Origin of the sequence: Sphingomonas faeni (assembly GCF_030817315.1) — a bacterium.
Taxonomy (GTDB): Bacteria; Pseudomonadota; Alphaproteobacteria; order Sphingomonadales; family Sphingomonadaceae; genus Sphingomonas; species Sphingomonas faeni_C.
The window spans coordinates 3414209-3433515 of sequence record NZ_JAUSZF010000001.1 but is presented as its reverse complement, the minus strand read 5'-3'; the positions used below and the strand labels follow the sequence as shown (position 1 = coordinate 3433515).

The following is a 19307-nucleotide window of genomic DNA, read 5'->3' as shown; positions in this document are numbered from 1 at the left end:
CGGACATCGACAGCAAAAGACTTAAAGTTGCTCCGTGTTGTAACTATAGTGCTTACATTATCCGTTTTATGACGTATTAATGTGGGGCCGAGGCTGATCTCCAGAGTGACATGCGCTTATGCGCCGGCGGCTGTGGCTGCACGATCGATCACAAGAACGATTACTCGGGGGATTAGCATGGCTGATTTTACGCTTACGCCAGACGAGTGGACGCAGATCGTTGCACCCGGTGGAATCGATAACGTCGACATCCGGTCGAAGGCTGGCTCGTTCTGCACCAGCATCAAGACGCCTGGTTTCGGGGCGTCGATCATGCCGGCTCTCCGCAAAGGCGCCTTGCACCGGACGCAGGTGAACGCGGGCGTCGCGGTTTATGCGAGGGCCGTCGACCAGTCGGCCATAGCCACCGTTTTGACGGTGCCGCAATGAGCGCATTTTACGATCAAATCGACGAAGTCATGGGCAAGGCCGAAGACGTTACGGACATCGTGGCGTGCGTTCGCAAATGCTGGCTCTATGACTTCAAGACCGAGCCTGTCTATCTGTGGGACGGACAGGGCACCTTCACCGACAGCAAGGGCCGCGAATGGATGGGGACCATTGATGGCAATGGCGCCAACATTCACAAGACGCCAAGCCTTCAGGACGGGCGAGACGGCACCAGCGCGACTTACAACTTCTCGTTCAACATCCCGACGCTTCCCGGAAAAGAGTTGGAGATCAACGAGCTATATAACGGGCTCAAGTCGGAGCAGGGCAACGTATTCGGACGAACCCTAACTTGCTACCTCGTTCTGTTTGTCGAGGGCGAGGGCGTCCGCCCCGATACGCCACTTTCGTTTTACAAAGAACTGGTGATGTTCTCGCCGAAGTTTTCGGAGACGGTGCAGCGATCGAGCGCGGGAACCGTCACTAAAAACTACCAGGTGACGATCACAGCCAAAGACAACAACGACGGGCGCAGTGAAACGCCGGACCGCACCTATGAGGACACCATGCAGAAGCGCCGCGCCGCACAGCTGGGCGTCCCGCTTGACCGCGGATGTGAGTTTGTCGCTGGCCTTGCAAACCGCACGTATCAGATCCCCTGATGGGCTTTCTCAAGAAGCTGGTCGCGCTCGTCGCGATCGCCGCCCTCACCTATTACACCGGGGGTATTGGCGGCGGGTGGGCGGCATCGCTCGCTGGATCGATTGGCGCGGCCGGTAACGCGTTCGTCATTAGCGCGATCGGCGCGACCATCATTGCAGCCGGCGCCTTTGCGATCGGGACGATCTTGGGCGGCGGTTCGCGCGCGCCGTCGATGGAGGCGGGCAAGACAAACGTCAAAATCCCGAACCCGCCCCGATGGCTCAACGCGGGCGAGGCGCGATCGGGTGGCGGCGCTGTTTTTGGCGAGTTCGATGCGCAGGGGCGCTTCTGGTACATCATCGTCAATAGCGAAGAGATTCTGCACGCGCCGTATAGTTACTTTCTGGACGATGAGCCTGTGACGGTCGGTGCCGATCGATACGTCACGCAAAATGAATTCCGTCTCAAGACGAACAAGGAGAAGGACCCAGCCGACACGGATGGTCAGGGTAAAGGATATATCAGGCTGTGGACGACTACCTACAGCGAGACGAACCCGGTCCCTCCCCGGATTGCTGAGCTGGACGCGGCCTTCCCGTCGCTGTGGACGTCCGAACATAAGCTGGCGGGAACCACGTTTACCGTCGTTTGCATGGATGCCCTCAAGGTGGAGCATCGCCACAAGATATACCGCTGGCGCGGACCGTTCGGCCTTGGCGAGCCTGCCGTCAGCGTGTTGGGCGAATGGGCCACTGCCTACGACCCGCGCGACCCGGCGCAGACCTTGGGCAACCGATCAACTTACAAGCCAACGAAGAACGCGGCTCTTATCTGGGCTTGGTTCCGCACCCACCCGTTCGGGCGCAACAAGCCGGAGCGATCGATCAACTGGCAGCGGATCGCTGAGCAGGCGACCTACTGCGACGAGACGGTCAGCGGCATCGAAGGCGATCAGCCGCGGTACGAAGCGAGCGTGTCGATCGTCGACAGCAAACGCCGCGTGGATGCCGAGCTAGAGATCATGCGGGCCTGCGACGGGCAGATCGTATTTGACGAGGCGGGAAAGTCGTGGCTCCGCGTCGGGCATTACTATGCTCCCGAACTGTCGTTCTCCCGCAACCGCGACATCATGACTTGCTCGACCTACGGCGCGCAAGACGGCGAAAGCGCCACGCACGGCGTCATCGTGCGCTATACCGAACCCAAAGCGAACTACACGGTGCAGGCGTCGGCGGCTTGGCTGAACCCACTGTACTATGACCCTCTGACGACACCGAAGTTCCTGACCGTGGATATTCAAGCCTGTCAGAACCACAACCAGGCTATGAGACTGGCCAAGGGCATTGGGATGCGGTCGCAGCCGCAGCACAAGATCGGGCCCGTCGTGAACCTTCGGGGTTTCCAGGCACGCGGCGAGCGCATCGTGGAGATCCGTTACGATAACGTCTATGACGGCATCTATGAGATCGCGACGCCGGTCGAACTGGACAACGCCGGCATCTTCACCAGCATCGGCGCGGTTCCGATCGATCCGAGCCGGTGGACTCTCCTAGCCGGCGAGGAACAGCCGGCGCCCGTCGTGGATGGCAGCGACACTGTCGTCTCTTACCCAGCCATCGCTGGCGAGAACGTCTATCTCTCAGGCGGCGCGATCCGCATCGACTTCCCGCCATCGCTTCGTGACGACGCGACATACCTTGGCGAATATATCCTGACTTCGGACATCACCGGAGGCGATAGCGACCCGTGGGTTTCCATGTCCGTGAACGACGATACGGCGGTAAGCAACCTCCTACTGGAGGGTGAGGACTATACCGTCCGCTATCGCTACCTGACGACCGCAGGACGCGGACCCGCCTGGGAGTATTCTGTCCTGTCCACTGTTGCCGTCCTGCCCCCTGCGACGAACCTGACGGTGCAGGGTGGCATCGGGCAAGCGCAGGTGACCTGGAAAAACCCAACCGACTCTCGCTTTTTCGCGTCCGACGTGTGGCGCGGATCGTCGGCTACGTTTTCAGCCGCCACCAAGATCATCGACAGCTACGGCGGGGGGTTAGGGCAAGTCCAGTTGGTCACGGACATGGTTGCGGCCGGCACGTGGAACTATTGGATTGTCGCCACCGATGGCGCGGCGCTGGAGGCAATTACAATCGGCCCGGTCGCCGCGTCGGTAACCTGATGAGACGCGTGGCGACGCTGGGATACGCCGCTGCGATCGAAGCCTCGTCCCCCGTCGAAGGCTGAAACAGACAACCGGGTAGGCGCGATTGCATGCGCTCCAGACTCGTGCGACCAATCCGCCCGCTGACTTCAGCAGATTAAAAGGGGGATCTATGAAATTTCACGCGCTTTGTGCGGTGGTTGTGCCTGCTATGCTGTTGTCCGCATGCTCGGTAGCTCCGTTGAACTTTTCACCAGCCAATGTTGCACCAAGCACCAAGCGGCTCGACGCGGCCCTTCTATCGACGAACGTGACCGTCGCTTCGAAAGAGGAGGCTGTCGGCAAAATGAACACTGCCGGCGCAGAGGCTGACGTATCGTCTCTTTGGAAAAGCACCCTAGACGATTCGCTCGTGCGCATGGCGCTGTTTCGGGACGACTCCACCCGGAAGGTTTCTCTCATCGTGAAGATACTGGAACTCGACTCTCGCGGGCTTGGCTACGGCGCACGCACAACGGCCCGGTACGAGCTGGTCGACCGGAACAGCGGCGCGACCGTGTTCAAGACCGATGTGACGACAGACGGAAAAGCCTCCGATTATTCCGGCGCAAACAGAGCTCGCAAGTCTGCCAGCAGGTCTGTTCAGGCCAATATTGAAGAGTTTCTGAGGCAGATTGCCGTGGCCGATCTGCCGGCACGGTAAACGAAAATGACGGTACCAGGCCGTTAGTGACCGAGATGGCGCTAAGGGCCTGATACTGTATTGATACGCTAGAGTATCAGGTCGAGACGCGGCTCAGGATCCGGCCAGCGCTCGCGAGGGACCGCGATGGGGGTAAGCAAACAGGGGTAAACAGGATTGCCGAGGCGAGGCTCGTCCAGACGGTGCCGTGGCGATCGTAGATGAGGGCGCTGGACAGGTCCGGTGGCGTTCGACAGCATGGCCAGATGGCCACACCACCTACCGGCGCACCGCGCTATATGCCCACGAAAGGCGACCGAGCGTATCGTGATTTTATGTTCGCGGATGGCGACCGGAACCCATTTGAAGAGTCGATCCTGTTGCAGGACATCAGCCACGCCTATCTTGCGGCTATGCTATCGAGCAATTCCGGCCCAACGTCGATGAGCATCAAGGCGCTGCTGGATGCGGAGATGACCCGGCGCGGGGGCCTCGTCGCTCACCGAGCGAATCTTATTGCCTCCCTGTCTCTGGGTATCTCCGGGGTGTCGTTGATCGTGGCGATCGTTGCTGCGGTGATTGCACGATGACCCTCTGCTCCCTCACTCCCGCAAAGCATTGTTCTCTCTGAGCAGAAATTGAAAGAATAGTACGTAAATACGTAATATTATTGTTTCAAAGCAGTTTATAGGGGTGTAATAGCTCCCTTGTCCCGAGCGGGCACGGAGGCGAGCATGCACCTTGAGACTAGTCCACCACTGACTTGCACCATCGCGGTCGCTGCCAAGTCGCTCGGTATTAGTCGCCGGCAGATTTACCGGCTGATCCAACGCGGTACGCTGAGGAAGGTTAAGGCCGGGCGCCGCTCGTTGGTACCCGAGGCCGATGTGCGCGCATTCGCGCGGGGAGTTCTCGACGCCCCGCAGATACTGGAAAGCGAGACCGCGTCATGAGCGTCAAAGAAACTAGCGCCGAGCCGTACCAATCCTTGGTCGCGGATTTGCACGCTATCGTCATCAATGTCGCTATCTCGGGACCTTTGGGGCTTAATCGGGCCAAGGTCGCGGTAAACGAGGCGTTCAACGCACAGGACGCTCGGGAGCTAAGGATGTCGAACCGGGAGGCAGGCGCATGAGCGTGGTCGGAATCTACCGTGACGCGTTGTTTGGCAACCCGCCGTCGCCTAGCACCAAGCCTTCGCGCGAAGGATCGCTGGCGGCATTTACGATGTTGGCTCACTCGGTCTCCGGTGCAGTCGCCGGCATCGTTTATTACGCGACAGGAGCCGCGCGGGCAGCCGATACCGCTAAGCCAGTCGGGACAATCGGCAAGGCGGCAGATGAGGCGGACTATTACCGGCGTGAGAGCGACGGCTGGGTCGTGGACAACACAGTTTATGAAGGCGTGGCCGCGGTCGTACAGCCGCTAGTGGATGATGCCGAGCAGTTCAGCCAGTCCGCAGGGGCGGCTAGTCTGGCTTCGGAATCCGCCAAAACCATTATTGAGCAATCAGCCAGCTTTTCACCGCGCCAGTTGTTTGGCTCGGATACAAAGGGTGGGTGGTGGGATCCGTCCGACCTGACAACCCTATACCAGGACGTAGCCAAGCAGATACGTGTCGGCGTCGGGGACCCTGTTTCTGTAATCCTTGATAAGTCAGGCAACGGCAATCATCTGGTATGTCCAGGTCTAGAGCCGCGGCGCCCAACGTTGCAACGCGATACAGGGGGGCGGCTGTATCTCTCGTTTGACGGCATAGACGACTTGGTGCGGGTCAACTTCGCCACGAGTGTTGCCGTTGACCGCGTATCTCTCGTCCAGCCCGAAGCGTGGACTGCAGAGGCGCAGCTATTCAGCGGCCCCTCTGGTAGCGGCATCCTCATTATGCGCCCCGCTTCGCCCTCGATTGAGATGTTCGCGAGTTCAGACGGCCCCTCGCTGCCTATCTCTTTGACGAACCCTACAATCGTCACCGAGCGGTATTTCGGAGCCTATAGCAAGCTGAGCTTGGGGGCAGGTTTGCCGAATATCGCAGCTGCCGGAGTGTCCCTTGCGAATGGCTTCATCGTTGGCGGGTCGGCCATCAACACCAACTACGCTCAGTTCCGCTGGTATGGCTCTGTAATGGTCGACCGGCAGCTCTCGTATAGCGAGATCGGACGGGCTCAGGCATACTTGAACCGCGCCCCGCTTGCGATGCCCGTCATTATCAGCGGGGATAGTACCGTCGCCGACAACGGGACGGAGCAGCCGGCCATCGCGACATTCCTCGCCAGCGACTTGAATGTGGTCGCGTCGATCGCCACGCCAGGTGACACGATTCAGGACCAGCAAACAAAGTTCAACGCTCTGTCTGGTTCGGTGAAGCAGTCGGCGCGCGTGATCATCGTTCAGATCGGCCTTAACAACGTCATCAACGCCTCGACCAGTCCGGCAACGGTTCCGTCTTCATCGGTCAACGTCGCGCTATTGCAGGCGTACATCAACACCATCCGGGCATCGATCCACCGGGAGGCTTGATCTACGTCGGAACCATGACGCCTGCTAACGACCGCTGGGCGGCGGCGATGTTCGGCTTAGACGCGGCGGGGATCGTGGCAGCGCAAAAGGGCTGGCGGGAACTCAACCTAGCTATCGCCGGCGAGGGTCCGGCGCCGATCGTCGGCGTAGATGGCAGGATCGTCAGCCACACGGACCAGATGGCCTACCCGCCTGAGATTCTGTCGCGAGACTACGACAGCGGCGATCACATCCACCCAACGAACTTCGGCCGGCGCGTGAACGCGTATTCGTGGCGGCGACAACTGGTCGATGATGGACTGCTTGCCTGATCCGCGTCTTTTACAACGAAGGCGTAGTCTTACCGGCTTGTAGCGCGTCGTTTACACTAAGCATTCGGTCAGCAACTAGGTTAACGCCTAAGGGTGATTTGGATCTGATCGAAGCATAGGAATTCGTTAAGGGGCCTGCGCGCCGTTGGAGCCCTTTTCATGGCCATGCCATAGGCGCGCAGACACCTATCTCGATCGATCGTCAGACGATCACGAAGACCGAATTGTCAATGTGGGTGAAGGCAGTGGTGTCGTTCCAGGCCCTGATTTAATACCAACGCAGCATCGCCATGGCCCATGCTGTCCGCAACGAATGCGGCGGGCAGGCCCGAGTCATGTGGCACCATATCCGTTGGAGTTGCCCCTGTAGCGATTGCTATGGATACCGACGTGCTGGTTCCAAGCGCCCGGCCCTCTGCAAAGCCGTACGTAACGTAGTGGCGGGCCAGTGCTTCCCGATCAGAACCAAACGCCGCAGCCAGGTCGGGGTTGGCTGCCGCATATCCGACCGCGTCAAAGCTGGTCGCCCGGTTCTCATCAGCGCCATATTTAATGAAGTGCTCTGCTGCTGCCGTCTCGTTGGCACCATACGCCCGGATAAGATCGTTATAGGACGCGAGATAGGCCCAGCCATCGAAAGTGACGTCACGGTTTTCGGCCGTGCCGTACTCGATAAAGTGCCGTGCCCCGGCGGTTGCGTCGGCGCCAAAGGCTGAACGCAGGTCGCCCCACGAAGCGATGTAGTCGAGCGCATTAAACGACAAAGACCGGCCTTCAGTAAAGCCGTACTGTAAGAAGTGCTGCTGCCCCGCAGCGGCATCCGTACCGTATACGGCGCGCAAATCACTGTAACCGGCGATATAGCTCAAGCCGTCGAACTTCGACGTGCTCGTCAGTACGTTTGACCACGATTGCACTGCAGTTATGCTGAATGCGCCCTGCTCTACGCCCGTTACCTCGGTCGCACCGCGCGCGGTTACGAGGAAAGTGGATCCGCCTTCGTTGAGCACATGATAGTCCGACTGGACCCCGCCCAGCACCAGCGTATCGAAGCCGCTACCGCCATTGATCCGGTCGAAGCCCGCATCCGGCTTGATTCCAGTAATGCCGGTGACTGTGACGATGGTGTCGTCACCCGCACCGCCTGCCAACACGTTGTTGCCGGCGGCGCCGATGATCGTGTCTGCATACGCCGAACCGATAACGGTCTCGAAACTCGCGAGCGTATCCCTACCGGCGCCCCCGGTCGCCAAGCCAGTTGCCAAGTCTATCCGTACCGCTGCGGCCGCATATTCATAGCTCAAGGTATCGAGCCCAGAGCCTCCCCGGAGAACGTCGTTTCCGGAGCTACCAGAAATATAATCATCGCCGGCGCGGCCATCGAAGGTTACGCCTGCTTTACCATCATCCAGTAAAGAACTGACGCGCATGATGTTGGTCGACCCATCGCCCAAACCCGTAGAGGAATAGCCGTTCGTGTTGAATTCAAGGATCTCAAAATCTGAGACTTGGTAATTAGCACTGAACGAGGTTGCAGTTCCGGCGGCGAGATCGACCGAGAATCCGATGTTCATCCTAAGCGTGTCAATGCCCGAGCCACCGTCAATCAACCCAGTGACAGGGTTGTCGAACGTGCCGGAGATGAAGAACCGATCGTCTCCTGCTTCGCCGTAAATTGAATTACCTGCGGCTGTGTAAATATCATCCGAACCGCCGCCTGCATGTATTTCTAAACCGGTAGTCGTACTATTGAGGGAGATATAATCGCTGCGATCTCCAAACAATATTCTCTCAACGTCACGAATTTCAAATTGCTGCGACCCGACGTATGCCCCAGCAACGATATTCCCAGCAGCGTTGCGAATGGAACCAAAAGTGATTGGAGAAATATGCGACCAGTCGATCGTATCGGAGCCTTCGCCACCGTCAATGAGGCCAGTGGCTGTTGGCGCCGGCGACGATACCTGTACTGCGCTAAAATTAAAAAGATCGTTTCCACTGCCCCCGTACAAAGCGTCAGCGCCGAGGACCCCGTCGATCGTGTCATCGCCAGCCAGACCGAAGATCGTGTCGCCCTCGTTAGTTCCTGTTAAAACGTCGTTACCCGTCGTACCGCTGATCGTTGCCATGTTAAATCCATTCTCGTTTAGTTTTGCAGTCTAACCGATTGCCCGATCCCTAAAGGTGCGATCTGGCTTCAATAGTATGCGTATGGGGCAGTAAGAGGCTTGGCAACCGAGGGTGTTCCCGGTTTTCTCACCCAGTGCGGGAAGACCGCCGTAACCCCCCGATACCAGGAATTTCGTGTAGCGCTCTCATGCCCATGATAGCGACAAACCTAAGCTGCTGCTCAACCTGGGGCGCATGCTAAAGCGTTCGAGCGGCCGCTAGAACGGATTCAAGATAATCGACCGCCACGGTGGCAAGTACAGGCACCGATGAGATACCTTCTGGCGGTTGATACGACTGCCCGCGGTCCATCACATTAATGGCCATGACTTCCCCCGGTACGAAAAGAACTGGAATTTTTCGACCAGGCGCGCCGTCCCATCCCCGAAGCTCCTTAATGTGCCCCTTCGCATCAAAGGTCATTTTTTCAATGTGAAGAAACCCTTTAGGAGTACCAAGTGCTATACCGTTTGGCTGAATCTTGGTGATCGTCAAATGACCGTGTTCATCGGCGTTCCGAGCATGCATCAGATACGACATAGTCTTGTCCGTTTTTCGGGCAGCCAAGGCTCGATCGAACCAGCCCTTTTCGCTCGCGGCCTCCATCGCATTGCCTAGCCTATTGAAAAACCTTGAATGCTCGGTCAGGAACTCGGACCAAAGCTCGGTTATCTCGTCAAGAGATCGACTATTCTTTATTTCCGCCGCTTTCTTCCGTGCAGCGCCAAGCCTTTTTTCGGCCTGGCCAAAAATACCTCTGTTCATTTTACGGATGTGCCCCATCGCGGGAGAAGCGTCTAGCTAACTACGGAATCCTTCGAGCCTAATACTGCAGCTCGAAAACCAAGCAACGGCGCTCACCACGCCGCGAAACTCTGCCTCATCAGACAGAGGCCCTCGGCTATTAGCTTTATAGAGTTCCAGCTGTTGCATTTGCGGATCACGCATCGCTGCCTGATGTAGCGCGCCAGCGATGCTGTAGGGAACCGCTGCGAAAGCCACGTCCATAGCTGTCGCTACACCAGCTCATGCGTGAGGACGTGCTAGCGCAGGCGGCGATCATGCGCGGTGACTTCAGCGAAGGCCGGTTTCTCGTGATCGCACCTGAACTGAACCTGCCAATGCAGGGCGCCTGTCGCCGGTACGTCGGGCACTTCATGCCGCTGGCCGACCAACGAGCAGGTTTCACGACGGTGACTCTGGAAGCGTTCATTGCCGCTCTGCATGAGCACGGTGACCCGAGCTACGCGGACGCGCTTTTCCGCCGCTACTGCGACTGGTCGCTGATCGGCGACGAGATCGAAGCGAACTCCCTGCGAAGTTGGAAGGATGATGGCTGGGCGCCCGTCGGCGGCTCGGCGTGCGCCCCTACTATGCTCGTCTCGTCAGCGCTTGGATTGCAGACCGAGGGCGATCAGTTGCCGGATTGCCTCGGCCCTGGTCGGAACGCGGTTTTCAAACCTCCAGTCGTCGATCGCTGTGGCCTCCTGTTGAGTGACCATGATCGGCAACCGGACGTCTTTGGGCTCCTTGTCCATCACCATCGGCTACCGAGTTTACGCCGCTTGCACAAGTTCGTTGACATCCGCCAGCGTTCGCCATAGTTCGGTGCCGCTTGCACAAGTAGCACAGTTTGCACAAGCGACCGGCTCAGAGGATTAGGCCCCTCCGTTCCGGTCTGACCACCACCGATCCGAAGGAGATCGATTATGGCTACCCAGGCCCATAGCATCGCCCCGCGCGCTGCTGCCACTACGCATCGAGCGATTGTTTCCTCGGCTATGACCGCTGGCAGTTCGTCGGCCTGCTGGACCGCGGACCCGCGAGCCATAAAGCTGCTGGACTCGTGCGCCGCGCTTCCCCCCGCCCTTCTCGAACAGCGCAGCCGTTACGGCAACGCGGTCGACAAGTGGACGGCCTTTGCGGGCTACCGCGTCGAGGCGCTGGAGGCCATTCGCATGGAGCTCGGCGACCGACTGTTGCAGGCCCACATGCAGCACGGCGATGCGGCCTATGAGCCCTTCCGCCAGTGGTGCGACCAGCCGACCGCAAGCGACGCCGTTGCAGCGCTCTTTGTCTCCAGCACGGAGCATTGAGAGATGGCGACCAAGCCCAACGCCGCCGCCGCAGTTCCGCCCGCCACTCCGTTTGAGGTTGCCGAGGCGCATTATCGCCGGATGCAAATCGCCATTAACAAGCGCGGTAGCAGCGATGCGGACACCAAGGCGTTTCTCGATGCCGTTGACGTTATCGACAGCACCCCGGCCAGCACGCTCGAAGAGTTTGCGCGATCGTTCATCATCGCTCTGGACGACGGCGGCAGCTTGCCGCGTGAAGAGATACTTGACCGTCTCCTTGCCGACGCCCGCCGCCTCGTAACGTCGCGGTTCGAAACACTCCGCCTCGAATATGCCGAGCTGAATACGAACCGTAATCTTAGCGAAGAAGGTTGCGCCCGTTCCAGTGCGATCGAGCGCATTATGGCCAATGAACCGTGCCAGTCGGTCGCCGACGCCCGCGCCAAGCTGCGCTTCATAGTCGACGCCGACCAGTGCGGCGTCAGGCTCGACGGCGAAGAGGCCGCACAGATCGCGACCGACGCCGCCCTCTACCTCGCTCCGGAGGCTTGAATCATGGCCATTAAAGCTGTCCAGACCGCCGCCACGTCGCCTGTCATTGCCGCACTGTTCGCCGCCTGCGATGCCGCTAACGACAAGGCAGAACGTCACCAGCGCGAAGTGCTGGAGGCAGACACGTTCAAGACCGTCAGCGCCGACCAGCGCGGCGCACACGTCACCGCGAACAATGCCCTGAATGACGCATGGGTCACGACGATGTACGCCGTTTGCCAGCATCCCGTCAGCACAGCTCCGGACTTGCGCGCCAAGCTCGCCTTCATGGTCGAGTTTGAAATGGGCGACGGCATGGACTGGTTGCCGACCATCTTGGAGGACGTGCAGCGGATCGCGGGGACCAGTAGCACCGATTGGGATGATGCACTCGCCACCGTTCGGACCGCAGCGGAGCCGATGCGCGAAACAGGCAAGGCGTTTCACGCTATTGATGCGACTTGGTGCGCCGATCGCAAACAGGATCCGGATACGGGCACCACATGGGATGTGGCTTGGGAATCCTACAGCGTAGCAATGGACCGATACCACGCTGAGTTGCGTAATCTCGTCGTCACGGTTCCCGCGCCTAACGCGGAGGCGGCAGCGATCAAGGCGCAAATCTTCCTCGACGCCCAGCTAACCGACGACAAACTGAGCGAGCTCGTCGCGGCTGATCTACGCCGCTTCACCGACCACGCAAATCTGGAGCGTTGAGCATGAACACTCACACCACCCGCCGCGCTCTGATTGGTGGCGCTGGCCTCTTCGCTGTCGCTGGCGGCCTCGCGATTACGTCGCAGGCCAAAGGCGCTTCCCTTCCGGCCGTCGATCGCACGGCATGGGACCAGGCGTTCAAGGAGATGACGATCGCGGCGGCCGAGGACGACGCCAACGCCGCCGGCTTCGACGCGCTCCACGACGCCGCGGACAAGGAAACCCAGGACATCCTTTATGCCGAGTTCGAGCGGCTGGGCGAGGTTCGCCATGATGCGACGTGGGCGCTGTTCGCAATACCCGCACCCGACCACGCCGCGCTCTTGTGGAAGACGGAATATCTTTTCGGTGACGATATGGCGGCAAGCGGTTCCAGCCCGTCTTGGGCGGCGCACGTCATGGACTGGTACATGGCCGACCAGCGCCGCCTCCTTGGTCCGGAGGCGCGCTGACATGACAACCCAATCGATCCAGGAAGAGGCCACGGCTTATTCCACGTTCAACCCGGCACGCTGGCTGCACTCACTCGTGCAGATCGGTGGCGGCTACGCCCTCGCGTCCGATCGCAAGCTCTGGCTCGTCGTTGCTGAATGCCCCGCCGACGAACTGACCGACGTCATGGCGCAGGTCGTCGGTTATCCGGAGCGACAAGATGCGGTGCGGCTCACCATTGAGCGGCGCCAGAATGGGGAACTCGCATGACCAAGATAGTATCGACGACCCGCATGTTGCTGTTCGTTCGGCGCCATTGTCGGAGACATCGCATCACCGAGACACGGTTTAGCCGCGAAACCCTTGGCGATGCCCAGTTCGTAGCAAAGCTACGGCAGGGGCGTAGACTGCAGCGTAAGGCGTTGGTTCTCGCCCGGGAGATTGTTTCGCCGGCTGCGTCACGCGCGGGGAGCGCACGGTGATGGGGCAAGTTTCGATCACATGTTCGCCTGTGCGGCGGACTGCGCGACCCTGGATGCGAACACGCAACCGGCCATGGGCACGACCGAACGATGTGGCCTCGCCGGCGAGGCTGTTCGCTGCAATCCCGTCGTTGCCCCGTGCTGAACTTGCGCAGCTCACCATGCGCATGATCGACCGCGTGGACGACATCGACGGCGATCCGGACCTCGAACACCTTCGCGAAGACGACGAGGACGGCCACGATCATGAACGGGAGCAAGCATACGAATAGCACCGCACTCTGGCCGGCGGCATCGCCCCGACCGCTACAACACCAGCCCGTTGCCCGCAGAACCCGGTCGGCGGGTTTGGCGCGTGTTCATAGGTTCCAGGAAAGCCTCGACCTGTCCGCGGAGTACGGGTCCGACTGGTGGATACCGATATACCGCCGCGCCTTCCCGACACTGATGTCCGCGGTCGCGGTGTCGGACGACGGCTGGGCGCAGCGGGGCGGAATCGATCGGCTACTGACGCTAGCCTGCGGGCGGACATTCACGGTCGACGAGAAGATCCGAACACAGGACTGGCCCGACGTGCTGCTCGAGCGCTGGTCGGACGAGACGCGGCGATCGCCGGGATGGGTGCAGAAGCCGCTGGCCTGCGACTTCATCGCTTATGCCTATGCGCCGGCAGCGACCTGCGTGCTGCTGCCTGTCCCTGCGCTGCAGCGCGCGTGGCGGCAGCACGGCCGGCAGTGGATCGGGCTGTACGGGACGAGACGGGCGGCCAACCAAGGCTACACCTCGGTCAGCGTTCCCGTGCCGCGTGGAGTGCTTATGCAGGCGATCGTTGAGGCAATGTTTGTGTCGTGAGGATAGCTGCAGACGTCATAGCGGAGACTCATCGTCTTCCGGTGGGAAGCCCACCTGAACAGTGTACCCCTGGCCTAGGCCCCGAATTTTGTCGAGAAGGCGGCGGTCGGAGTTTTCCGCAAATACGACCATGTAACCGTACCGGATTCCATCCCCTTCGATGGGCTCGAGGTCCCACTCAAGCTCTGCCAGTTCTCCGGAGGTAAGCCCTACGGATCTGGCCACCCATTCATATTGGTCCCGTTCGTAGCGCTCTTCGATAGATGACGGTTTAGGGTCGCCGAAGTATGTCTGCACGAACTGCAACCCGCGGTCGGTTATTTCAAAACCACCCGGCGTGTCCTCTGCAAAGCCCCGAGATATGAAATTCGTCGATGACGATTTATGCGATTTGAGGTTCCGAACGAGCTGAGAGAACCGGCTGTCTTTCCTACTGGAATTCGGCTCGGCTTGCTGCTCGTCTATGCGAATGTATTTTGGAAGCTCAGCGATTAAGTCCGTGGTGGTGATCGCTTGCCCTGGCTGAACTGACATTATCAGCAACGCATACTTCCACAGATCGGCCTTCAGATCGATCGCGACAATTGTATGCTCCGGAACTGGCTCGGGCTGAGCAACTAGAGCAAGTGCCGGCGCGGGAGGAAGGCGACGTTGAGCACGCCGCTCGGCCGAAGCGATCTTCTTGACATCCTCTTCGACTGGAAGATCTTCGGGAAGAATTCCGCTCAATTCCCGCATTGTCTGACGGACTTTCTTGCCGACCTCAAAGTGAGCTTCGCAAGCTGCCCAGGCCTGCTTGATGCCATTACTCCGCAGCTTCTCTTCCGTCTGGGTGATACGAAACAAGTTAGCTGCCAACTCGGTTGGCCCCATGTGATCCAGGATCTTCGCCTGCTTTGGTAAGGCCTTGTACTCTCGAATATCGTCGGCCCCCCTTCCCCCATACAGACCTTGGTAGCCCCTGTTTTGGAATTTCCCGAAGCCGCTACCGTCTACGCCTGCACCCTTGGCAGTGCTGGCAAGCCGCTTGTTCTCCTGCATAACTTGGTTTCGAAGGTAGAGGCGCTGCTGAACGTCCGATAGCGTAGAAAAATCGGGACCATTCTGATCCGTTAGCTCTTGGCGCCGAGTCTGAATTGCAAAGTAGGTCTGAGCGATGGCAACCGGATGCTTTCGAGCATCGGCGTTCTGCGCAGTCAGGTAGGCTGCATACCGGGACAACGCGACATCGGCGATCGGCCTCTCAGCCCCCGACCCAACCGAGACCATTTTCGTCACGTCCCGAAAATGGTTTTGAGGATCGTGACCGCTGACTCTGGCTGCAGCCTTTGCCTTTGCCAGGACGTCAGGAAACGTTTCCCAGCGCTTATACCCCAGCAGCACTGCCAAATCCCGAGCATGCCAGCATTTGTCGCCGTGGCCGTCATCATGGCCAGCCGCTTCGAACCGGTCGATCATCGTATCGATACTGGGCAGTGAATTTTCGCTAGCGGCAGTTCGTTGAGGTACAGTCATATAAAGGTATCCTTATATCCAGGAGACCTTGACCAACCTGCACGGGTTTTGTAGCCGCACGGAATACCAAAGCATCGGCCCCCTGAAGGCTGTTGCGATAACCAGAAACCGCTTTCGGGGTCCCTCCCGTGGGCGGTTTCTGCGTTCAGGGACTCGCCCGAATATTTCCGGGTTAGCGTTTCGTTAGTGAGTCGACAACCCGACGTTCCACGGCGAACACTTGCAGCACGAAAACGGAACGGTCGCAGTGTACGACACCACTGCTCGAAGCTACGCTAGGGTCGATCTTTGCATGATCATGCCCTGCAAAGGCAGCGCGACGGTAAAGCTCAGTAAACGGGCAGCGTTTCTGCCTCTCCAGGCGGATCGCCACGATCGCGCTCCCTCCTCGCCATCGCCAAAACCTGTTCCTCGTGAATGTCGAACATTGATAGCGCCACAAAGACGCGGGCCCACAAAGGCTCTACCGCAAGCCCGTCCCGCTGACGCCGCGCGTATTCGAACAGCGATTCCGCTCGAGCGTAAATGGAGGCAGCTTGAAGAATGTACGCCGACAGATGCCCAACCGTAAGATTGTCGCCGGTTTCAAGCTTGCGGGTCCGAGCTCCAAGGACCTGGGCTTCGCGCAGCAGGCTTTCGATCCGATCGGCTACATCTTCCGCTGACGTGAGCTCAACCACGCGCTCGAGGGCATCCAAAGTACCAACGGGGAAAGGTGGGATCGCGGCCGTGATCCGATAGTCCTGCGCCTCATCGACGTCGTTCGGATAAAGACGGGCAACTGCTGGCCATGCGCCGTACAGCGCGCGAGCAGTCGCGTCGGCATAGTCGCATATCGCGCTCAACACCGCTGGGAACGATGCCCGGGCCGCTCGTAGCCGCCCCGCTCGATCAAGATCAGCCTGGCGCCTGGCCTCGGCGATCTGCTCCCGCGCGGCCTTCAACTGCCGGCGAGCTATTTCCGCTGCGATTAGAGCTGCAATCAGCGCGATCATGGCGCCGATGAACGTCTGGTAATCGTAGAACCAGCCACGCTCAACCTGCGCTACGGGAGCACCAACGTAGGCTGTAAGGTTCATCGGAGGCCGTTTAGGAACAGCATCAACCTACCACGTACCGGGGCTGCTCCAGTAAGCCGCGAATCGCCGTTTCGTTCAGTGAGCCACCCGAAATACTGATCGTGTGATGACGCTGATGCGATGCCGGGAGTCGGGCCCATAGGTCCAACATCGCGCTGAGGCTACCAGCCGCAACCCTACCGCCCTCAATCCAGATAGGCGGGTCAGGAGCGAGAGCCATTCCCCCCGGTTCGCGGTTTAGTTCGGCGTTTTGGCGCCAGTAATCTTCGGCCATTGCGCCCCCGATGTGCCCGTGCTGGTCGATCATGGGCAATCATGTGCACACGCGCAATGACGTACCACCGATACCGAACACCATGCCGATGGGCTAAGTGTCGAAACTCGGCCTTAGCGCCCTGCCTTGGCGGCAGCATTCACGACCGCCCGCGCTGCAGTGTCTTCCGTCGCGTCTGCCATCGACTCCCAGGTCGCGGCTGACCGCTCGTGCATCTCCCGCCGATTGGCGAGCGTCGTTTTCTGAGCGGCTTCGCGCTGGGCGGCTGCGTTCGCGCGGTAGGTTTCGGCGGGGGTCATTCATCTCTTCCACGATCGGCGTTCGCAAACGCTCGCTCGCGTTCGCCACCAATCGAAACCGCAAGAGGGACCAAATGTGGGAACGCCTGTGCGTGGAACGGGAGAACATCCCGACTTCTCAGCAACTTAGACGGGAAGCTGTCCCTTGGCAGGTAGTCTGCTCCGCCTCCCCTCGGTAAATCGAAAATTGCACTTCAGGATCACGCACAAAGGTGATCCTAAGTCATAGATTGGGCGCACTACGCTGATCCGACATAGCATTATCAACAGCTTGCGCGGGGCGACGTATAGGTGCCTACATTCCTGTCTTGTAAAAAGTGACCGAAGGAACCGCTAGCGACAGAAAGAGGCAGCGACGATACCCGAGTTGCCGGGCGGAGCCGACGCGGAGCCGACGCGGGGCGGCAAGCATGCCCTGCCGCCGATCGCGATTTCCACTGCGACGCGGTAAGACGCAGGCTATGGCCCGAGCATGACGGGACGCGATCAATGACGGACTTCGAAGAATCAACGAGCGGCAGGCTTCCGCAGGACGAGCTCTCCAGGATCGCGCGCGGCGAACCGCTGACGGCGGCGGAGGAGTTCTTGCGCGGCGAGAGCTTGGCCACAGCCCAATCCGTGCAGAAGCACGTGGATTCGCTGTCGCTGAACCTGGCACGCGACCATCTCGACGGCTCGGCGGCCAAGCTCGCGCGGGACTACGCCCGATCGTCCGCTGGTCAGCTTGCAGGCCAGTTCGGCTCGTTTGCCGATCATGCGGCTACCGCAGCCAAGATGTCCGCCATTCAGAATGCGTTGGAGCCGCCGCTGGGCGATGCTGAGAAGCTGGCCATGATCCGGCCTTTTCTTGCTCAGCAGGAGGCTCTGGGGGAAATCGGTGGCGCCTTCTCAATCGGGATCGATCCGAAAATCATCGCAGCCATCCGCGGCATGCAGCCCGTGACGATCGATCCGGGTCTTGCCGGTGCCGTTCAGCACGCACAACGGCAGCTCGAAGAGGCGATGCATCCCCTCGGCGGGGCGGCCGAGACGTTCGCCAAGTTCGAGCAGCAGCATCGTGATGCGCAGAAGGCCATGCTCGCGACCTTGGCGGGTCCGTTCGGCGACATCTCCCGTACCGGGCAGTGGGCGAGCGTCCTCGGTGCGGCCGACGCGTCCAGCGTCACGCGCCTCTTCAGCAGCGGAGTCGGTGCGGCGATCGGCGACATCAAGGCGTCCGTGCTGGGAGCGTTCAACGGGAAGGCGGCAATCGACCAGGCCAGGATGAGCGCGACGCTCGGCCTCAGCGCGCGGCTCGAAGCCGACCTCGCTTCGACCCGGCTCAAGATGTCGGTGATCGCCGGTATCGGCGAGACGTTCAGCCTGCGCAGCGATCTACGCCTCGATGCTTATCAGTCGCTTTTCGGAGAGTGGCGGACCCGACCGGATCTTCCCGAGGACTACTGGCGCGACGCACGGGTGCGCAAGCGCATGTACCGTGATGCGGATGTCGACGACGGGTTGATCGTTGCCACGCCGGGCGTGGCGCTGGAGGTCATGATCGAAAGCGGTCTCGCGACCGGCATGTGCTCGGAATCGAATGCCGTTGCGGTCGTGACGTTCGGCGAAGTCTCGATGACGATACGTTCGCGAGGGACGCGCAAGGACACCTATGCCATCCTCGAACGCTTCGAAATCGAGCTGCGAGCCTATGTGACGCGAAAGCTGGAGGAGCGGTTCGGCGACGACTGGTTCAAGCTCCGCGCTTCCAATCTGCTTGGCAAGGCGAAGGGCATCCGCAGAGCCGCGATGGAGCGCCGGGAGGCTTTCGCACCGTTGCTCAACTTCGTCGAACTGGGGGATCTGGCTGGGCTTATCCTCGCCAAGCAGAACTGGGACGAGGTGTTCGGCGAGGTCTTCATCAACCGCGCCGAGTTCGATCATGACATGCAGAAGCTGATCGCGGCGCGCAGACCGACCATGCACGTGCGCACGGTCGACGCCGTCCGCGTGGTCGAGCTGATCTGCGTGGTGCAGCGCCTGTCGGAGCAGATGACCGATGACGGGGCGTGGAGACGACAGGCCGAACTGGATCATTGACCAGTTCATCGTGGCAAGGCGCGCATGCGCGGCAACGGTGATCGCCCTCACCGAC

The 19307-nt window shown here is 60.0% G+C and carries 21 protein-coding genes; 16 read left to right on the top strand and 5 right to left on the bottom strand.

What is annotated here, in order from left to right:
• The first annotated feature begins 177 nt into the window (after positions 1–177).
• The 8 genes from QFZ54_RS15925 (at position 178) to QFZ54_RS15895 (ending at position 6745) form a co-directional block, all read left to right on the top strand.
• Positions 178–429 (top strand): hypothetical protein, encoded by a 252-nt coding sequence (locus tag QFZ54_RS15925; protein ID WP_307088705.1) that lies wholly within the window; start codon positions 178–180, stop codon positions 427–429.
• Positions 426–1091, top strand: coding sequence for a hypothetical protein (locus QFZ54_RS15920; RefSeq protein WP_307088701.1), 666 nt, complete (start codon positions 426–428; stop codon positions 1089–1091). Before QFZ54_RS15925 ends, QFZ54_RS15920 begins: the two co-directional genes overlap by 4 nt.
• Positions 1091–3250, top strand: coding sequence for a hypothetical protein (locus QFZ54_RS15915; RefSeq protein ID WP_307088699.1), 2160 nt, complete (start codon positions 1091–1093; stop codon positions 3248–3250). Before QFZ54_RS15920 ends, QFZ54_RS15915 begins: the two co-directional genes overlap by 1 nt.
• 154 nt (positions 3251–3404) lie before the next feature.
• Positions 3405–3935 (top strand): hypothetical protein, encoded by a 531-nt coding sequence (locus QFZ54_RS15910; protein ID WP_307088697.1) that lies wholly within the window; start codon positions 3405–3407, stop codon positions 3933–3935.
• 245 nt (positions 3936–4180) lie between these two features.
• Positions 4181–4504, top strand: a complete 324-nt coding sequence (locus QFZ54_RS15905; protein ID WP_307088695.1) for a hypothetical protein — start codon at positions 4181–4183, stop codon at positions 4502–4504.
• 144 nt (positions 4505–4648) lie between these two features.
• Positions 4649–4867 (top strand): helix-turn-helix domain-containing protein, encoded by a 219-nt coding sequence (locus QFZ54_RS20470; RefSeq protein ID WP_373458554.1) that lies wholly within the window; start codon positions 4649–4651, stop codon positions 4865–4867.
• A 178-nt stretch (positions 4868–5045) separates the two neighbouring features.
• Entirely contained in the window at positions 5046–6434 is a 1389-nt protein-coding gene (locus QFZ54_RS15900) for an SGNH/GDSL hydrolase family protein (RefSeq protein ID WP_307088692.1), read from the top strand.
• 14 nt (positions 6435–6448) lie between these two features.
• Positions 6449–6745 (top strand): hypothetical protein, encoded by a 297-nt coding sequence (locus tag QFZ54_RS15895; RefSeq protein ID WP_307088691.1) that lies wholly within the window; start codon positions 6449–6451, stop codon positions 6743–6745.
• 227 nt (positions 6746–6972) lie between these two features.
• Here the strand turns inward: QFZ54_RS15895 and QFZ54_RS15890 are convergent, their stop codons facing one another.
• Positions 6973–8874: a calcium-binding protein gene (locus tag QFZ54_RS15890; RefSeq protein WP_307088689.1), complete on the bottom strand. Its 1902-nt coding sequence runs from the start codon at positions 8872–8874 to the stop codon at positions 6973–6975.
• 238 nt (positions 8875–9112) lie between these two features.
• Positions 9113–9679: a hypothetical protein gene (locus QFZ54_RS15885; RefSeq protein WP_307088687.1), complete on the bottom strand. Its 567-nt coding sequence runs from the start codon at positions 9677–9679 to the stop codon at positions 9113–9115.
• Positions 9680–9942: 263 nt separating this feature from the next.
• Here QFZ54_RS15885 and QFZ54_RS15880 point away from each other — a divergent pair, with 263 nt between their 5' ends.
• The 7 genes from QFZ54_RS15880 to QFZ54_RS15850 all read left to right on the top strand — a co-directional run bounded on the left by QFZ54_RS15880 (position 9943) and on the right by QFZ54_RS15850 (position 14006).
• On the top strand, positions 9943–10518 hold the full coding sequence (locus tag QFZ54_RS15880) for a hypothetical protein (RefSeq protein ID WP_373458553.1): 576 nt from the start codon (positions 9943–9945) through the stop codon (positions 10516–10518).
• A gap of 105 nt (positions 10519–10623) precedes the next feature.
• Positions 10624–11010 (top strand): hypothetical protein, encoded by a 387-nt coding sequence (locus QFZ54_RS15875; RefSeq protein ID WP_307088684.1) that lies wholly within the window; start codon positions 10624–10626, stop codon positions 11008–11010.
• Positions 11011–11013: 3 nt separating this feature from the next.
• Complete coding sequence (locus QFZ54_RS15870) at positions 11014–11544, top strand: hypothetical protein (protein WP_307088682.1); 531 nt, start codon at positions 11014–11016, stop codon at positions 11542–11544.
• A gap of 3 nt (positions 11545–11547) precedes the next feature.
• The gene (locus tag QFZ54_RS15865) at positions 11548–12240 is read left to right on the top strand and encodes a hypothetical protein (RefSeq protein WP_307088680.1); all 693 of its coding nucleotides are present in this window, start codon (positions 11548–11550) and stop codon (positions 12238–12240) included.
• 2 nt (positions 12241–12242) lie between these two features.
• Entirely contained in the window at positions 12243–12692 is a 450-nt protein-coding gene (locus tag QFZ54_RS15860) for a hypothetical protein (RefSeq protein ID WP_307088679.1), read from the top strand.
• Between the two features lies 1 nt (position 12693).
• A complete protein-coding gene (locus tag QFZ54_RS15855) occupies positions 12694–12942 on the top strand; it encodes a hypothetical protein (protein WP_307088677.1) in 249 nt (82 codons plus the stop codon).
• Positions 12943–13502: 560 nt separating this feature from the next.
• Complete coding sequence (locus QFZ54_RS15850; protein WP_307088676.1) at positions 13503–14006, top strand: hypothetical protein; 504 nt, start codon at positions 13503–13505, stop codon at positions 14004–14006.
• 15 nt (positions 14007–14021) lie between these two features.
• Here QFZ54_RS15850 and dinD read toward each other — a convergent pair whose 3' ends face one another.
• The 3 genes from dinD to QFZ54_RS15835 all read right to left on the bottom strand — a co-directional run bounded on the left by dinD (position 14022) and on the right by QFZ54_RS15835 (position 17173).
• Entirely contained in the window at positions 14022–15464 is a 1443-nt protein-coding gene (gene dinD, locus QFZ54_RS15845; RefSeq protein ID WP_307088674.1) for a DNA damage-inducible protein D, read from the bottom strand.
• 386 nt (positions 15465–15850) lie between these two features.
• Positions 15851–16600 carry a hypothetical protein gene (locus tag QFZ54_RS15840; protein ID WP_307088672.1) on the bottom strand — a complete coding sequence of 250 codons (750 nt, stop codon included), beginning with the start codon at positions 16598–16600 and terminating at the stop codon, positions 15851–15853.
• Positions 16601–16987: 387 nt separating this feature from the next.
• Positions 16988–17173, bottom strand: a complete 186-nt coding sequence (locus QFZ54_RS15835) for a hypothetical protein (protein ID WP_307088670.1) — start codon at positions 17171–17173, stop codon at positions 16988–16990.
• Between the two features lie 489 nt (positions 17174–17662).
• On the opposite strand from QFZ54_RS15835, the gene QFZ54_RS15830 reads away from it, so the two are divergent.
• A complete protein-coding gene (locus tag QFZ54_RS15830; protein WP_307088668.1) occupies positions 17663–19252 on the top strand; it encodes a hypothetical protein in 1590 nt (529 codons plus the stop codon).
• Positions 19253–19307: the final 55 nt, after the last annotated feature.

What these genes read in the sequence shown, in the direction of transcription:
- QFZ54_RS15925 (WP_307088705.1), top strand. Translation starts at nt 178, where the DNA reads ATGGCTGATTTTACGCTTACGCCAGACGAGTGGACGCAGATCGTTGCA.
- QFZ54_RS15920 (WP_307088701.1), top strand. Translation starts at nt 426, where the DNA reads ATGAGCGCATTTTACGATCAAATCGACGAAGTCATGGGCAAGGCCGAA.
- QFZ54_RS15915 (WP_307088699.1), top strand. Translation starts at nt 1,091, where the DNA reads ATGGGCTTTCTCAAGAAGCTGGTCGCGCTCGTCGCGATCGCCGCCCTC.
- QFZ54_RS15910 (WP_307088697.1), top strand. Translation starts at nt 3,405, where the DNA reads ATGAAATTTCACGCGCTTTGTGCGGTGGTTGTGCCTGCTATGCTGTTG.
- QFZ54_RS15905 (WP_307088695.1), top strand. Translation starts at nt 4,181, where the DNA reads ATGGCCACACCACCTACCGGCGCACCGCGCTATATGCCCACGAAAGGC.
- QFZ54_RS20470 (WP_373458554.1), top strand. Translation starts at nt 4,649, where the DNA reads ATGCACCTTGAGACTAGTCCACCACTGACTTGCACCATCGCGGTCGCT.
- QFZ54_RS15900 (WP_307088692.1), top strand. Translation starts at nt 5,046, where the DNA reads ATGAGCGTGGTCGGAATCTACCGTGACGCGTTGTTTGGCAACCCGCCG.
- QFZ54_RS15895 (WP_307088691.1), top strand. Translation starts at nt 6,449, where the DNA reads ATGACGCCTGCTAACGACCGCTGGGCGGCGGCGATGTTCGGCTTAGAC.
- QFZ54_RS15890 (WP_307088689.1), bottom strand. Translation starts at nt 8,874, where the DNA reads ATGGCAACGATCAGCGGTACGACGGGTAACGACGTTTTAACAGGAACT.
- QFZ54_RS15885 (WP_307088687.1), bottom strand. Translation starts at nt 9,679, where the DNA reads ATGAACAGAGGTATTTTTGGCCAGGCCGAAAAAAGGCTTGGCGCTGCA.
- QFZ54_RS15880 (WP_373458553.1), top strand. Translation starts at nt 9,943, where the DNA reads ATGCGTGAGGACGTGCTAGCGCAGGCGGCGATCATGCGCGGTGACTTC.
- QFZ54_RS15875 (WP_307088684.1), top strand. Translation starts at nt 10,624, where the DNA reads ATGGCTACCCAGGCCCATAGCATCGCCCCGCGCGCTGCTGCCACTACG.
- QFZ54_RS15870 (WP_307088682.1), top strand. Translation starts at nt 11,014, where the DNA reads ATGGCGACCAAGCCCAACGCCGCCGCCGCAGTTCCGCCCGCCACTCCG.
- QFZ54_RS15865 (WP_307088680.1), top strand. Translation starts at nt 11,548, where the DNA reads ATGGCCATTAAAGCTGTCCAGACCGCCGCCACGTCGCCTGTCATTGCC.
- QFZ54_RS15860 (WP_307088679.1), top strand. Translation starts at nt 12,243, where the DNA reads ATGAACACTCACACCACCCGCCGCGCTCTGATTGGTGGCGCTGGCCTC.
- QFZ54_RS15855 (WP_307088677.1), top strand. Translation starts at nt 12,694, where the DNA reads ATGACAACCCAATCGATCCAGGAAGAGGCCACGGCTTATTCCACGTTC.
- dinD (WP_307088674.1), bottom strand. Translation starts at nt 15,464, where the DNA reads ATGATCGACCGGTTCGAAGCGGCTGGCCATGATGACGGCCACGGCGAC.
- QFZ54_RS15840 (WP_307088672.1), bottom strand. Translation starts at nt 16,600, where the DNA reads ATGAACCTTACAGCCTACGTTGGTGCTCCCGTAGCGCAGGTTGAGCGT.
- QFZ54_RS15835 (WP_307088670.1), bottom strand. Translation starts at nt 17,173, where the DNA reads ATGACCCCCGCCGAAACCTACCGCGCGAACGCAGCCGCCCAGCGCGAA.
- QFZ54_RS15830 (WP_307088668.1), top strand. Translation starts at nt 17,663, where the DNA reads ATGACGGACTTCGAAGAATCAACGAGCGGCAGGCTTCCGCAGGACGAG.